Annotated in this window: 16 protein-coding genes; 8 read left to right on the top strand and 8 right to left on the bottom strand. The window is 47.5% G+C overall.

The window, feature by feature from the left end:
* Positions 1–38 precede the first annotated feature (38 nt).
* Both namA and AR337_RS05585 read right to left on the bottom strand, forming a co-directional pair.
* Positions 39–1,058 (bottom strand): NADPH dehydrogenase NamA, encoded by a 1,020-nt coding sequence (namA, locus tag AR337_RS05590; RefSeq protein WP_059171048.1) that lies wholly within the window; start codon positions 1,056–1,058, stop codon positions 39–41.
* 108 nt (positions 1,059–1,166) lie between these two features.
* Positions 1,167–2,303 (bottom strand): glycosyltransferase family 2 protein, encoded by a 1,137-nt coding sequence (locus tag AR337_RS05585; RefSeq protein ID WP_059171047.1) that lies wholly within the window; start codon positions 2,301–2,303, stop codon positions 1,167–1,169.
* Positions 2,304–2,525: 222 nt separating this feature from the next.
* Here AR337_RS05585 and AR337_RS05580 point away from each other — a divergent pair, with 222 nt between their 5' ends.
* Together AR337_RS05580 and AR337_RS05575 are read left to right on the top strand one after the other, a co-directional pair.
* Positions 2,526–3,488 carry an MBL fold metallo-hydrolase gene (locus AR337_RS05580; protein ID WP_059171046.1) on the top strand — a complete coding sequence of 321 codons (963 nt, stop codon included), beginning with the start codon at positions 2,526–2,528 and terminating at the stop codon, positions 3,486–3,488.
* A gap of 11 nt (positions 3,489–3,499) precedes the next feature.
* Entirely contained in the window at positions 3,500–4,291 is a 792-nt protein-coding gene (locus AR337_RS05575) for an SDR family oxidoreductase (protein WP_059171045.1), read from the top strand.
* A 97-nt stretch (positions 4,292–4,388) separates the two neighbouring features.
* Here the strand turns inward: AR337_RS05575 and AR337_RS05570 are convergent, their stop codons facing one another.
* The 4 genes from AR337_RS05570 to AR337_RS05555 form a co-directional block, all read right to left on the bottom strand.
* Positions 4,389–5,444, bottom strand: a complete 1,056-nt coding sequence (locus AR337_RS05570) for a DUF2332 domain-containing protein (protein ID WP_059171044.1) — start codon at positions 5,442–5,444, stop codon at positions 4,389–4,391.
* 232 nt (positions 5,445–5,676) lie between these two features.
* Positions 5,677–6,564, bottom strand: coding sequence for a proline iminopeptidase-family hydrolase (locus AR337_RS05565; RefSeq protein WP_059171043.1), 888 nt, complete (start codon positions 6,562–6,564; stop codon positions 5,677–5,679).
* A 22-nt stretch (positions 6,565–6,586) separates the two neighbouring features.
* Positions 6,587–7,033, bottom strand: a complete 447-nt coding sequence (locus tag AR337_RS05560) for an SgcJ/EcaC family oxidoreductase (RefSeq protein WP_156424320.1) — start codon at positions 7,031–7,033, stop codon at positions 6,587–6,589.
* Between the two features lie 20 nt (positions 7,034–7,053).
* Complete coding sequence (locus AR337_RS05555) at positions 7,054–7,245, bottom strand: YqzH family protein (protein ID WP_059171041.1); 192 nt, start codon at positions 7,243–7,245, stop codon at positions 7,054–7,056.
* 177 nt (positions 7,246–7,422) lie between these two features.
* Between AR337_RS05555 and AR337_RS05550 the strand changes: the two genes are divergently transcribed.
* From AR337_RS05550 to AR337_RS23585, 6 genes are all read left to right on the top strand, one after another.
* Positions 7,423–8,682: a UV damage repair protein UvrX gene (locus tag AR337_RS05550; protein WP_059171040.1), complete on the top strand. Its 1,260-nt coding sequence runs from the start codon at positions 7,423–7,425 to the stop codon at positions 8,680–8,682.
* A gap of 20 nt (positions 8,683–8,702) precedes the next feature.
* The gene (locus AR337_RS05545) at positions 8,703–9,038 is read left to right on the top strand and encodes a YolD-like family protein (protein ID WP_059171039.1); all 336 of its coding nucleotides are present in this window, start codon (positions 8,703–8,705) and stop codon (positions 9,036–9,038) included.
* A 161-nt stretch (positions 9,039–9,199) separates the two neighbouring features.
* Positions 9,200–10,360 (top strand): hypothetical protein, encoded by a 1,161-nt coding sequence (locus AR337_RS05540; RefSeq protein WP_059171038.1) that lies wholly within the window; start codon positions 9,200–9,202, stop codon positions 10,358–10,360.
* Positions 10,361–10,461: 101 nt separating this feature from the next.
* Positions 10,462–11,055, top strand: a complete 594-nt coding sequence (locus tag AR337_RS05535) for a GNAT family N-acetyltransferase (protein ID WP_059171037.1) — start codon at positions 10,462–10,464, stop codon at positions 11,053–11,055.
* Between the two features lie 14 nt (positions 11,056–11,069).
* Complete coding sequence (locus AR337_RS05530; RefSeq protein ID WP_059171036.1) at positions 11,070–11,528, top strand: GNAT family N-acetyltransferase; 459 nt, start codon at positions 11,070–11,072, stop codon at positions 11,526–11,528.
* A gap of 61 nt (positions 11,529–11,589) precedes the next feature.
* A complete protein-coding gene (locus AR337_RS23585) occupies positions 11,590–11,799 on the top strand; it encodes a hypothetical protein (protein WP_216637365.1) in 210 nt (69 codons plus the stop codon).
* Between the two features lie 111 nt (positions 11,800–11,910).
* Here the strand turns inward: AR337_RS23585 and AR337_RS05525 are convergent, their stop codons facing one another.
* A complete protein-coding gene (locus AR337_RS05525) occupies positions 11,911–12,390 on the bottom strand; it encodes a hypothetical protein (RefSeq protein ID WP_059171035.1) in 480 nt (159 codons plus the stop codon).
* A gap of 141 nt (positions 12,391–12,531) precedes the next feature.
* Complete coding sequence (locus AR337_RS05520; RefSeq protein ID WP_059171034.1) at positions 12,532–12,747, bottom strand: CDGSH iron-sulfur domain-containing protein; 216 nt, start codon at positions 12,745–12,747, stop codon at positions 12,532–12,534.
* Positions 12,748–12,754: the final 7 nt, after the last annotated feature.

Here is a 12,754-nt window from a genome sequence, read left to right as displayed (position 1 = left end):
CTTTCCTTGTCGGAAGGGCGCCTTTGCCGTTTTTTAATTTAATTCCAGCCGCGTTCGTATTGCTTTGGAGCTTCAATTTCGACTCCTAGCTCTTTTGCAGCTGTTCGCGGCCAGTATGGATCCCGCAGGAACTCACGTGCGATGAGGATCAGGTCCGCGCGTTCATTTTGAAGGATTTCCTCTGCCTGGATGCCAGATGTAATCAGGCCGACCGCACCGGTTGCGATTTCGGCCCCTTCCCGGATTGTTTCCGAGTATTTCACCTGGTATCCCGGGTAGGCATTGATTCGGGCTGGAACAACAGCGCCGGAACTTACGTCGATTAAATCGACTCCTTGTTCCTTCATCCATTTTGCAAACTGGACATAATCCTCTGGAGTCAGTCCTTCTTCATCGTAATCGTGGGCAGAAACCCTGACGAATAGCGGGCCATCCCAAACCGTGTTGACTGCTTCAATGATCTTACGGAGGAAGCGATAGCGGTTTTCCGCAGAGCCGCCATACTCATCTGTTCGCCTGTTCGAAAGAGGAGAAAGGAATTCATTGATCAGGTAGCCATGGGCCCCGTGCAGCTCTATTACATCAAAGCCGGCTTTTCGTGAACGTTCGGCTCCTTTTTTAAACGCTTCGATTGTTTCCTCGATATCGGCTTTCGTCATCTCTTTCGGGGTTTTAGACTTTTCATTGAATGCGAGGGCGGAAGGAGCTAGAATATCCCCTTCAAGAACAGCCTTTCTTCCCGCATGGGCAAGCTGGATCCCTGCCGCAGTCCCGTGCTCCTTCATTAGGCTTGTCAATTCTGTCAGTCCAGGGATATGATCATCGCTCCAAATGCCGAGGTCATTCGGCGAAATTCTACCCTGCGGCGTAACTGCGGTTGCCTCGACGATGATCAGGCCGGTCTGTCCGACAGCCCTGCTTGCATAGTGCGTACGGTGCCAGTTTTCAACAATACCGTCCTCATTATGACATGAATACATGCACATCGGTGACATCACAATCCTGTTTTTAAACGTAACTCCCTTGACCGAATAAGGGGTAAACAATTTCGCTCCCATTATGTAGCCTCCTTAGTGAAACAGGGGACGGATCTGCTGCTTCCCCAATTCCTTTTTATCTTGAAATGCTAATTTTAGTATAGCAAAGCTTTTCCCTCTTTATGAAATTTATCGCTTACGCAATTCTTTCAGGCTGTACTTTGTTCCTCGCCAAATGATTCCGCCGCGCCTGAATGTCAGGTAGCTTGCCCGGATGATGCTGTAAATGAAGATGGATGCCGTCAATGGGAATGCTATGAACAAGATGGGCGAGAACCGGGTCATTTTTTTCAAAACAAGCAGGTAAAGCGCCACAATCCCGAAGATATTTCCTATGCTTAACAGAAAAATTTGCCTATCGGGCACAAACAACGTGAAAAACGGCAGCACCTGTGACGCAAACGTGCCGAGCACCGCGAAGACTACCATCGACAGGCGGTAATGCAGGCCGGCGAAGGTGTTTTTCTCGAGCCCCGCCAATGCCTCGCCAAGTGTTCCGTACCACTCAACCTCCATTAGGTCCAGGGCGCTGACAATCCGCTGTTTCCGCCCGGCCTCCTTGATTTTCATGCCCAGCTGAAGGTCATCGTCAGGCCTCATTTTAATCGCTTCGTGGGTTCCGAACGATTCGTAACCTTCTTTTGAAACAAGATTGAAGGCCCCAATGCCAATCCCATTTTTTGATTTCGGGTTGTTTGCCGTCCATGGCCGCTTGTAATACGAAAAGCCGAACAGGAAAAAGGCAACAAATGATTTCAGCCAGAACCCTTTTGCTTTCATATTTGGCGCAGCTGTCATATGGTCAAGTCTGTTCCTTTCAAAATAACCGAGCGCCTTGGCAAAAGCATCTTCCCGGTACTCTACATCCGCATCCGTGAATAAAATCCGGTCGCCCTTTGCGGCAAGGTATCCTTTGTAGAGGGCATGGTTTTTCCCAAGCCAGCCGTCAGGCAAGTCGGCAATATGAATCACTCTCACCCTGTTGTCGAGGGCTTTCAGCTCTTCCATTGCCTCGCCGGTCCTGTCGGTTGACCTGTCATTGACAAGAATCCATTCAACATTCAGATACGTTTGCCGCAATTGGCTAAGGACGCTCTTCTTTATATGACCTTCTTCATTTTTCGCCGCTACAACGACCGAAAGGAGGGGCCCGTCTCGAAGAGGAGGTTCTGTCTCAAGCCGATCAAGAGTTTTAAACCCTATCATCGCATCGATAAGGAAAACAATCCAAATAAACAAACTAAGAGATAATAAAAATGTCAGCATCGAATAATCTCCGTTGGCTTTTTCTCCATTGTATCAAAGTGAAGCAGGGGACGTATCCTTTGCTTCACTTTGACCAACTATTTTAGGAAAACCGCTTTTTTCATAACCTATGTAATTATGCGGAAATAATGACAATATGTGCCTGAATCTGTAAACTGAGAGAAAAGGCGTCCGCCAAATTGACGACTCCTTATTTGAAAATAATGTTGCGAGGGAAAAAACATGGCTGAATGGAAGAAAACTATCGCTAAAATCACGCTTCCAACCCCGTTTGCGGTTGGGGATGTTAATGTATACGCTGTTAAAGGCGACAGGCTCGCCCTTGTCGATGTGGGACCGAAAACGGATGAGGCTTGGGCTTCATTGAAGCACCAGCTGTCAGAGCTCGGCCTTGCCCCGGAAGATATTGAGATGGTTGTGCTGACCCATGACCACCCTGACCATGCCGGGCTCCTCGATTACTTTCCAAAATCACTTGAGGTTTATGGGCATCCTTTGAATGAAAGATGGATCAACCGGACGGACGAATTCATGGCATGGCATGACCGTTTCTACCTTGGCCTGTTTACTGAGTTCGGGATTCCGGATAGCTATTTCAGGCTAGCTGGGCAGCTTAAAAAATCGCTAAAATACTCCTGCAATCGATCGCTTTCTGGAGAACTTTTAGAAGGAGATAAGCTTCCTGGATTGCCGGACTGGCAGGTAATCGAGACGCCTGGCCATGCGCAAAGCCATATCGCGCTGTATAGGGAACAGGATGGGGTGCTTCTTGCCGGCGACCATGTGCTGGCTCATATTTCACCCAACCCTTTGCTCGAACCGCCGATTGCCAAAGGAATAGAGCGCCCGCGCCCGCAGCTCCAATACAATCAATCGCTTTTAAAGCTGCGCAACTATCCGATTGGGATGGTCTACACAGGGCACGGGGCAAACGTCTCGAGATTGCCCGAACTGATTGAGAGAAGGCTTGCTCGCCAGCATGATCGTGCAATGAATGTGAGGGATATGCTTAAAGAAGGGCCGAAAACGGTATTTGATTTATGCAGGCGGCTTTTCCCAGCAGCCTATGAACGCGAACTTGGACTCACCTTGTCCGAAACGGCCGGCCAGGTCGATTATTTGCTTTCCCTTGGTGAAATCGAGCCGGTTTTGAATGGTAAAATAAAGTATTACAAGTTTAGGTGAGGTGAACTGCCATGGGGCATTTGACAGGAAAGAATATAGTCATTACAGGCGCTTCGGGAGGAATCGGAGCTGAAATCGCCAAACAGGCAGCTGCCAAGGGAGCGAACCTTGCCCTGCTTGCGAGAAGCGTTGATAAGCTTGAACGGTTGAAGGCAGAACTTGAGTCCGCCTATAATAGCAAGGTGCTGGTCTACAGGCTTGATGTATCCGACACAGATGAGGTCGGAACCGCATTCGCACGTATTTTTGAAGAGATGGGCGACATCGACATCCTTGTCAATAATGCCGGATTCGGCATTTTCCGAATGGCGCATGAAGCGGATATCGCAGAAATCAAGGCAATGTTCGATGTCAATGTCATTGGCCTGATGGCCTGCACCGGGGCTGTTTTGCCAAAAATGAGGGCCCACCGGTCGGGACATATCATCAATATCGCTTCCCAGGCTGGGAAAATCGCGACTCCAAAATCGAGTGTGTACTCGGCAACAAAGCATGCCGTTCTCGGTTATACGAACAGCCTGAGGATGGAGCTGTCCGATTTCAATGTTCATGTGACCTCGGTGAATCCTGGGCCGATTGAAACGAACTTCTTCACCATCGCCGATGAAAGCGGGTCCTATGTGAAAAATGTAAAGCGCTGGATGCTGAAGCCCGAATATGTTGCCGAAAAGGTCGTCGGCAACATGGTGAATCCGGTCCGCGAGATCAACCTCCCCGGCTGGATGAACGCAGGCAGCATCTTCTACGCGCTGTTTCCGAAGTTGTTCGAACGTCTTGGGAAAAAGGCTTTTAACCAAAAATAACGCGTCCCACAGATGGAAAAAAGAACGCCCATTTCATAGCGCTGAAGTGGGCGTTTATTTGCCGTTATTTTGACGTATTCAATAATGACTGAGCAACTTAATTTCTGCTGGCTTCCAATACTGTTTCTAGCTTCCACTCAAACCATCTTCCATGGCCATCCGTTTCAGCAACAAGCTGATGGCTTTTTTGGCCTTCCAGGAAGGAATCCAAATGAAGGTATCCATCATTCATATTGTTATAGAGGTGGAAAACATCACGCCCTTTTGCAATTTCTTCTATATTATCAAAAAGCTTCAGCTTTTTTTCCATAGGCATTTGATTGGCCACATGTGTATGGAACACCACAATAGTTGACTCATCGGGAATTTGATCAGCAAGCTGCGGAAGAAGCTCCACGCCATCGCCCTCGATAAAGGTGATTTTTTCCCGGTTGGTTTTCATGCATCGTACGGCGCCTTCGAATAATTCCCTCCTCTCATGGTGCTCCGGCCAAATGAGCGCCTTCATCCAAAGGGAGTCCTCGTCCTTTGTCACATCATTGATATGCAAATCCAGTCCGTAGCGGGCGGTTACCGGGGCAATTCGCTTATTGAAAACCGGCTGCCCATCCCCTTTCACCGAGGCGTGGATATTCACTTGGGCGTCTTCGCTGCCATACACGATGCCATCCCCATAGGAATAGCTGTAATGGTCCCATAGCAGCTGGAAACCGGCGCTTGTGCCAATTTCAATTAAGGTTAGCGGCCTGGCTGCCTGTTCGTGAATGTAGTTGAATACGGGGAAGAGGTAGGCGCAGCGCCTTACTTCGTTTGTCTGAACCAGCTTGCTTTCAAGAAGTCCGATTATTTGCAACCGGTTCTCAAGGCAAAAGTTTTTAAAATGGGGGAAAGACGCTTCGGCCGACCGCGATACCTGTTCAATGCTCGCATAGAAGCCTCTTAATGGATGGTCCGCTCCCTTAAGTAGCAAATAATGAACGGCACCAAATAAAAGGTTGGGAACCGGCTGTCCTTTTCGGGCATGCGAACTTAGTTCAAGGAGGTCGAGATCTTGGGCAATTTCCTTCGAAAGATGTTCGTACAGCGCGCTTGACCCCTTGCATTCTTTCTCGGCAAATATGATAAACCGGTTCAATACATAATTCAGGTCCATTTTTTTCTCCTCACTTTGTCATTTTGGAAAAAACTCATATCAAGAGAGAAAGGGATTTCCTTTACTTTTAGCGAATCAAGATTATAGCTCAAAATGGATTATAAAGGCATTCTTTCGTTCAGCAGGGAATGAAACTGTCTTCATCCGGTTTATGAAGACAGTTTGGTCAGTTTTTTTTGAGTGAAATTTTCGAAACATAAAGAGAGTATCGGCAGCCCGATACTCTTTTAGTTTAGCTGGATGCAAACTCAGCCTCATCAAGGAACTTGGCAACGGTTTCCCTATACTCCTCGGGCTGTTCCCGATAAGGCGAATGCGCGCTTTTTTCAAAAATATGCAACTTTGAGCCCGGTACAAGACTGCTGAAATAGCTGGTTGATTCCGGGGTTGCTTCATCAAAACGGCCGCACAGGAAAAGCGATGGTACCTGCAGTTCATGGAGCCTTGGCGTGCAGTCGAACTCCTTCAGGTTTCCGGTTACGCAAAATTCAGATGGGCCCCACATGGTGTTGTAGACGTCCAGATTGGTAAGCTTCGATGTCATTTCCCTTTCCTCCGGACTGATTTCAATCCTGCAGACGAAGTTTTTGGCGAACTCCTTCATGGCCTGCTTGTATTCGTCGGAATCGGTCGTGCCGTCCCCTTCACACCGGGCGATGACTGCCTGGATTTCTTCCGGCAGCTCTTTTAAAAGGCGTTCCTGGTCCTTTGCCCAGCGAGGCGCGTCCAGGCAGGGGCTTGAGAAAATGGCGCTTTTCACGCCGCGCGGCTTTGTCAGCAAATAAGCCGCGAGCAATGTCGTTCCCCATGAATGCCCGAGAATATGTACTTCATCGAGCCCCAATTGTTCGCGCACCTGCCCAAGCTCTTCGACATAGCGGTCCAGGTTCCACAGCGCTTTATCCGTCGGGCCCTTTGAACGCCCGGCACCAAGCTGATCGTAGTAGACGACAGTCCGGCCTGCATTTTCGGCAAGTTTGTCCAACCGCTGCAAAGCATAGCATGATGAGCCTGGCCCTCCGTGCAAAACCAATAATGGAACGGCGTTGGCTGCGCCTTTTACCCGGCGATACCATACCTTCCCGCCCGTTACGTCCACAAAACCTTCTTCAATATTCACAATCGTTCTCCCCCTTAAACTTTTAGGCTTCCTTCATAATCCGGATCAGTTCTTCCGTCATTTCCTCGACAAGCTCCGGGCGCCCGTGGAACTGGGCGGGCGTATTTTGGAACAGTTCGATTTTCCATTCGCCATCCTGTTTTGCAGCGACCAATGTCTGGTGGGCGTTGAGTTCGGGCGCGAGCTCTTCTTTTCCGGGAGGGACCATGCCTGCGATTGCCCGCAGCATGGCCGCATCCGCACCAATCATCCGGACTTCCTTGACCTTTTTTATAAAAGGCGGGGTAGGGTGGCTGGCGAACACAGGACTTGTATGGGCGAGGACTTCCTGAGGCCCGGTTGCCACACTCCCATCAAAGCCGATCATTACGCCATTCCCGGCGAACAGGCATGCCATTCCCTCCGCATCCCGGTTGTCCCAGGCGTCGATTAATTTTTCATAAAGTGATTGTACGACGAAATTTTCCATCTTTTCAGCCTCCGTTTTTTTCATCCTGTTAAAAATTCGTAGACGACGTCATTTACGATGTCGCGCATTTGCGCCTCCGGTTCTGCTTCCTTCAGCCTATAGACCCGTCCGCAAATTTCATGTAAATCACGTTCGCCAATCGGCTGGCTTTCGTCCCCGTAATATTGCTTCAGGCAGTTTTTTATCATTTTTTTCACCAGTTTTTCGTCCATTGAAAGCACCTCATGCCCTATTATATCTCTTTTTGAAGGCAGCCTGAAATGGAAACAAACCCTTTTTTTATAAAAGCTGTCGAGAAATTTCCATTGAATACGAACGCATATTCGCTTATGATATGGGTATAATGATACGGAACAGATGTTCTTGTTTTAAGAAAGGAGGGAAATTCTTTGGTCGATTACAGTGCATTGCCCCGGCATAAAATTCTTTGCGTCGATATGAAGAGCTTTTACGCCAGCTGTGCGGCAGTCATAGAAGGGCTTGACCCGCTTGGCTGCTATCTTGCTGTAGTCGGCGACACAGACAGGGAAGGAAGCGTCGTTCTTGCCGCCTCGCCGCTTTTAAAAAAAGAATTCGGCATCAAAACGGGATCGCGCAAATTTGAAATTCCAAAAGATCCGAAAATTAGGGTCGTCGAGCCGAAGATGGGCATGTTCCTGAGGATTTCGACCGAAATTAGCCGCGTTTTCCACCGCTACGTCCCGAAGGAAGCCATCCATACATACAGTGTCGATGAAAGCTTCATCAAAGTGGACGGGGCCGAAAATCTTTGGGGAGACGCGAAAACAATCGCAAGAAAAATCCGCGATGACATCGAACGGGAATTCCAGCTTCCATGCGCAATCGGCATTGGCCCGAATATGCTCCTGTCAAAGCTTTGCCTTGACCTTGAAGCCAAGAAGCACGGGATTGCCGAATGGACGTACGAGGATGTCCAGAAAAAACTTTGGAACGTCTCGCCCCTAAGGGAAATGTGGGGAATCGGCCGGCGGGTTGAAAGAACACTGAACGGGATGGGGATTTTCACGGTCGGCCAGCTTGCACGCTATGACCTTGAGACGCTTGAGAAGAAATTCGGCATCATGGGCAATCAGCTCTATTACCATGCCTGGGGGGTGGACTTGTCAGAAATGGGCGCGCCCATCATCGAGGGACAAGTCAGTTTTGGCAAGAGCCAAATCCTCCTCAGGGATTACAAAAATGAAGAGGAAATCAAGCATGTCATCCTTGAGATGTGCGAGGAAGTGGCGCGCAGGGCTCGCACGTGCCGGAAAGCGGGAAGGACGGTCACGCTTGGAATCGGCTACAGCCAGGATGAATTCGGGGGCGGTTTCCACCGCGCAAAGACAGTTGGCGAGCCGACAAATGTGACGATGGATATTTACCGGATTTGCCTGGAGCTGTTCCGCCGGCATTATACGGGAAAAACCGTCCGCCAGATTTCCATTTCGCTTGGAAATATCATTGATGACGCGGAACTGCAGCTGAGCCTTTTTGACATGGGCGCGGGAAAAAGAAGGGATCTCGGCTATGTAGTGGACCGCATCCGCAGCCGTTTCGGGTCAGGGGCGCTGCTCCGGGCCGTTTCCTACACCACAGCGGGAACCGCCAAGCACCGCGCATCGCTGCTCGGCGGCCATAAAAAGTAATCGGGAAAGAGGGGAAGAACATGATTCGCGACCGCGGCAGGATAAAATGGACATCCATGATGCTTCCCGAGCACGTGAAAATGCTCCGAGACTGGGTGAAGGAGGATTCGTACGAGCAAAAAACAGAACTCGACGAGCAGAAGCTCGAATTGATGAACGAAACGCTTGCAGAAGCGATGGAATTCAACCAGGCGGTGGCGATTACCCACTACCGCGGGCACAACTACGAAATTTGCATCGGAAACATCCACTACTGGGACGAACTCGCCCACAAGCTCCACATCGTCGACTCTTCGGGCACAGCCCACTTTATCCCCATCGAAAACATCGCCGACATCCGGCTCGCTGACAAATAGCCGCCGCAGGCAAAGACAAGCAGGTTCGCGACAAGAGCCTGCCTGGCTGTTGAAAACCTGCACTCATCCCACTAAAAGTAAAGCTGTTAACCAGCCCATCTCTTACTATTGTAAAATTTCCAGACTCATTTCCCCAAAAAACAAAACAAGGAGTGGCGCAAATGCTGATTAACGAAGAAAATGTTAAAAAGTTATTGGTGGCCCAGCTAATTGAAGAACTTGATGTGAAGAATTCTTCTCTATCAAAATTGAAGAAACCGCAACTAATTGAAAGGTTCCTTGAGAAAATAGCGGCCAATGAGGTGGCGGAAATGAGGATATTAAAAAAATACCCCGAAGCATTTGCCCTCCATCCTTCCAAATTGGAGGAGTTCCTGGAAATAACACGTACTGAAAGGTTGCGTTGGACGGATGAATCAAAGCTAAAGATAACGCATTATGAATCATTCAGTAAGTGGGGGAGAACACTTCACTATCCAATGTATGACTATTACGAAGCATTCCGGGTAAAGCGTGATGGAAAAGTCGCCAAATGGAGAAACAACCGTATAGCCAAACTGAAAAAAAAGAGGAGACGTGCCACTAAAATAGCGGTTGGGACGAGAAAAGCCAACGAAAGTATCGCAAAGAAGTTCTATGAAGAAGAATGGGGAAGCTTATTGGCTCAATGGTATAAGGAAGATGCTGTAATCGGCGCAACCCTTCAGCTTGCCTTTTGGGCCATGTGGGTGAACAGGTATGCAAAGGAAATGCAAGCTAAAGAGAAGCGGGCACGTAAAAAGCAAGTGGAGTACATGGAAAGGAAGGAAATGTTTTATAGGCTGAAAAATGAAGCAATTGCTCAGCTGCAGAAATCCCCGATAAGCAAACTATATTTTTATATTCCTGATTTTCCGGACAGGATTTCCAGATTAGAGTATTGCGAGCTGCATTATGAAAAATGGTGTGCGGAACGGGAGTTTGAGTATGTAAGCAAATGGGATTACTTTTGGATAAACAAAAAGGAAATTGACTGTTGCCAGAACTGTAATTATGAAACCAAGAAGGATTATTATTCACTATATTATTTAACGGTGGAAAATGGAAATACCCGTTTCAGCTTTCATACTCCATTTCCAATCGGGAGAGAATTTTTCCCGGATCCAAAAGAAATAAATAGAGTCCATCATGAAGAACAGGAAGGGTTATTCCGATTTGGAAGAGGGCTGTTTGTTGAAGAAAAAGTGATATTCAAAGAAAAGAAAATCCTCCAGTATTATGAGGAAGCGCTTGAAAAATATAAATTCATAATTGGAAGCAAGCTGATATGTCCAGTGCACTAAAAAACCCTATTTAAAGAATCGCCCGCATTTAAAAATTATCTTGAAATTCACAAAAACTCTGTTAGGATAATTTTAACAAAAGGCAAAGGGTGGGGTGCTTGATGGAAATTGAAACGATTTACGGGAACGTGCCAAAGCTGGAAACGGAAAGGCTCATTTTGCGGAAAGTAACAATTGAGGATGCCGAGGACATGTTCGCCTACGGCTCCGATGAAGAGGTTGCGAGGTACGTAACATGGGATAAGCATGAAACCATCGAAGATACCCGTGCCTTTATTGATTTCGTACTTGGCAAATATGAAAACAAGCAGCTTTCTCCATGGGCGATTGAGTCAAAAGAAACAGGAAAGATGATTGGAACAATTGATTTTGTATCATGGCAGCCAAGGCACAACAGCGCGGAAATTGGGTATGTCATCGCCCAGGACCAGTGGGGAAAAGGAATCACGACGGAGGCCGCCACTGCGCTCATTAAATTTGGCTTTGAAAATATGGAGCTTGTCCGTATCCAGGCGCGATGCTTCACGGAAAACATCGGATCAGCAAGGGTTATGGAAAAAGTGGGCATGTTATTTGAAGGGATCAACAGGAAAGCCGCATTAATCAAAGGAAAGCACCGAGATTTAAAAATATATGCCATCCTAAAGGAAGACTTTGCACATTTGCAAAAGAAGCAAATGGAAGAAGCTGTCTAGCAAGGAGAAAAAACATGATCAGGCCAATCGACATTACGAATCAAAAAGAGGCGCTCGACGTGCTTCGGATCCAGCTTCCGTCCTATCAGATGGAGGCGGAACTGATTGATTTTCATGGCATCCCTGCTTTGTACGATACAGCGGAGACGTTAATGAAGTCTGGCGAAACATTTTACGGCTATTATGAAAATGGCAGACTATGTGGGGCGATTTCGTTTAAAAAAGAAAACGGGGTCATTGATATACACCGGTTAATGGTCCATCCAGATCATTTCCGGAAAGGGATTGCCCGGAAGCTCCTGCACTGGCTGGAACAAAACAATCGGGAGGAAGATAGATTGATTGTATCAACCGGTGCCAGGAACACCCCTGCCGTTCGTTTTTATGAGCAAAATGGTTTTCTGAAAACAGGGATAGACATAATTGCCGGAACCCTTGCCGTGGCGCGTTTTGAAAAACAGCGAACAAAATAGATGAAAGCGGGGGATAAAGATCGCAACGTTTAACTGGATTGTTTTCCTGTGGCAGCTGTCGATGGGAGTGGCAATAGTAACCCTTATCTACGGCCTTTTGGTAAAATCAAAAACTCTTCTTTTAATAAGTTTAATCACCTCACTGCCAATCGCCTATTACTTTTTCGGGGCGAATAACGGATGGAAAATGGTTGCACTCGTGCCATTTGCAATTATAGCGGCGATCTTTGTTTTAAGTAGGAAGCGGAGCGGAACCGGGCGGCAAGGCTGATGGTTTTAAAGGTAACCTTCAGAAAAAAATAGCCGGAGCCCCACTGGAATAATGGCGGCTTCCGGCTTTTTTGTTTTTTAAGGTGGTTCAATTAAGCCTCATGCGTAACGGTCAGTCGATTTCCTTTATTGTTTCCCCGTATTTAAGGACGGTGTAAATCGCTTTGCCATCACTGGGGTTGTCTTTCCCATAGTCAATGGGCAGTGAAGCAAAAAAAATAAAATATACTGAGAAATAGACAAACTGATAAAAAAATAAGTGTTTCGGCCAGATGCCGAGATGGATGAGCGAGTTAACGAGTAAAATGGAGATGACATTAAAAATGATGCCTCCCCCATAAATAAGCGCGTATTTCCAGCGGGAATCATCTTTTATTTCGGTATATTGGCAGGAAGCATCGATAAAGTACATGCTATGAACGTGAAAAGTGCCGACCGAGAAAAGTTTCCTCCCCCTGCCCATTGTTAATACTGGCTTGCCCCCAAAAAGGACAAGAAAGAAAGTATGCCCCACGGCGTGAACGAAGGATGTTAAAGGCAGAACAATAAAGAAGGCCCAAAAAAACGTAATCATATCATTCCAGGAAAACATGCTGTCACCTCAATCTATTGGCTTCACTGGGCTTATACCTCCAGGAAAAAAGATGAAACGTGTTAGTATCTACTTTCGGCAAGCAAAACACAAGGCACCATCCCAACATGGGATGGTGCCTCGAAGTATTATTTGCAGTTATTATTGCCCGGCTGTTTCTTCCGGTACACGCACCTGGGATTCGAATTGTCCCTTATGGGTGCCATCGCAAAACGGTTTGTTTGAGGAAAGTCCGCAGCGGCACAGCGAAAATGCCGGCTTGGACGGATAGGCATTACCCTGGCCATCGAGAAGTTCAACATCCCCGGTAATCCTTATTGAACCATTGTCATTTACTTTTATTTGTACTTTTGACATCATTATA

It is taken from the genome of Bacillus sp. FJAT-27445 (assembly GCF_001510665.1).
Lineage (GTDB): Bacteria > Bacillota > Bacilli > Bacillales > Cytobacillaceae > Bacillus_D.
This window is presented reverse-complemented; position numbering and strand designations above follow the sequence as displayed.

Bases quoted from the DNA above. Each gene is read 5' to 3' on its own strand.
- AR337_RS05540 (WP_059171038.1), top strand. From the start codon at position 9,200: ATGCTGATTAACGAAGAAAATGTTAAAAAGTTATTGGTGGCCCAGCTA.
- AR337_RS05530 (WP_059171036.1), top strand. From the start codon at position 11,070: ATGATCAGGCCAATCGACATTACGAATCAAAAAGAGGCGCTCGACGTG.
- AR337_RS05545 (WP_059171039.1), top strand. From the start codon at position 8,703: ATGATTCGCGACCGCGGCAGGATAAAATGGACATCCATGATGCTTCCC.
- AR337_RS05555 (WP_059171041.1), bottom strand. From the start codon at position 7,245: ATGGACGAAAAACTGGTGAAAAAAATGATAAAAAACTGCCTGAAGCAA.
- AR337_RS23585 (WP_216637365.1), top strand. From the start codon at position 11,590: ATGGGAGTGGCAATAGTAACCCTTATCTACGGCCTTTTGGTAAAATCA.
- namA (WP_059171048.1), bottom strand. From the start codon at position 1,058: ATGGGAGCGAAATTGTTTACCCCTTATTCGGTCAAGGGAGTTACGTTT.
- AR337_RS05575 (WP_059171045.1), top strand. From the start codon at position 3,500: ATGGGGCATTTGACAGGAAAGAATATAGTCATTACAGGCGCTTCGGGA.
- AR337_RS05560 (WP_156424320.1), bottom strand. From the start codon at position 7,033: ATGGAAAATTTCGTCGTACAATCACTTTATGAAAAATTAATCGACGCC.
- AR337_RS05580 (WP_059171046.1), top strand. From the start codon at position 2,526: ATGGCTGAATGGAAGAAAACTATCGCTAAAATCACGCTTCCAACCCCG.
- AR337_RS05535 (WP_059171037.1), top strand. From the start codon at position 10,462: ATGGAAATTGAAACGATTTACGGGAACGTGCCAAAGCTGGAAACGGAA.
- AR337_RS05570 (WP_059171044.1), bottom strand. From the start codon at position 5,444: ATGGACCTGAATTATGTATTGAACCGGTTTATCATATTTGCCGAGAAA.
- AR337_RS05585 (WP_059171047.1), bottom strand. From the start codon at position 2,303: ATGCTGACATTTTTATTATCTCTTAGTTTGTTTATTTGGATTGTTTTC.
- AR337_RS05525 (WP_059171035.1), bottom strand. From the start codon at position 12,390: ATGTTTTCCTGGAATGATATGATTACGTTTTTTTGGGCCTTCTTTATT.
- AR337_RS05520 (WP_059171034.1), bottom strand. From the start codon at position 12,747: ATGTCAAAAGTACAAATAAAAGTAAATGACAATGGTTCAATAAGGATT.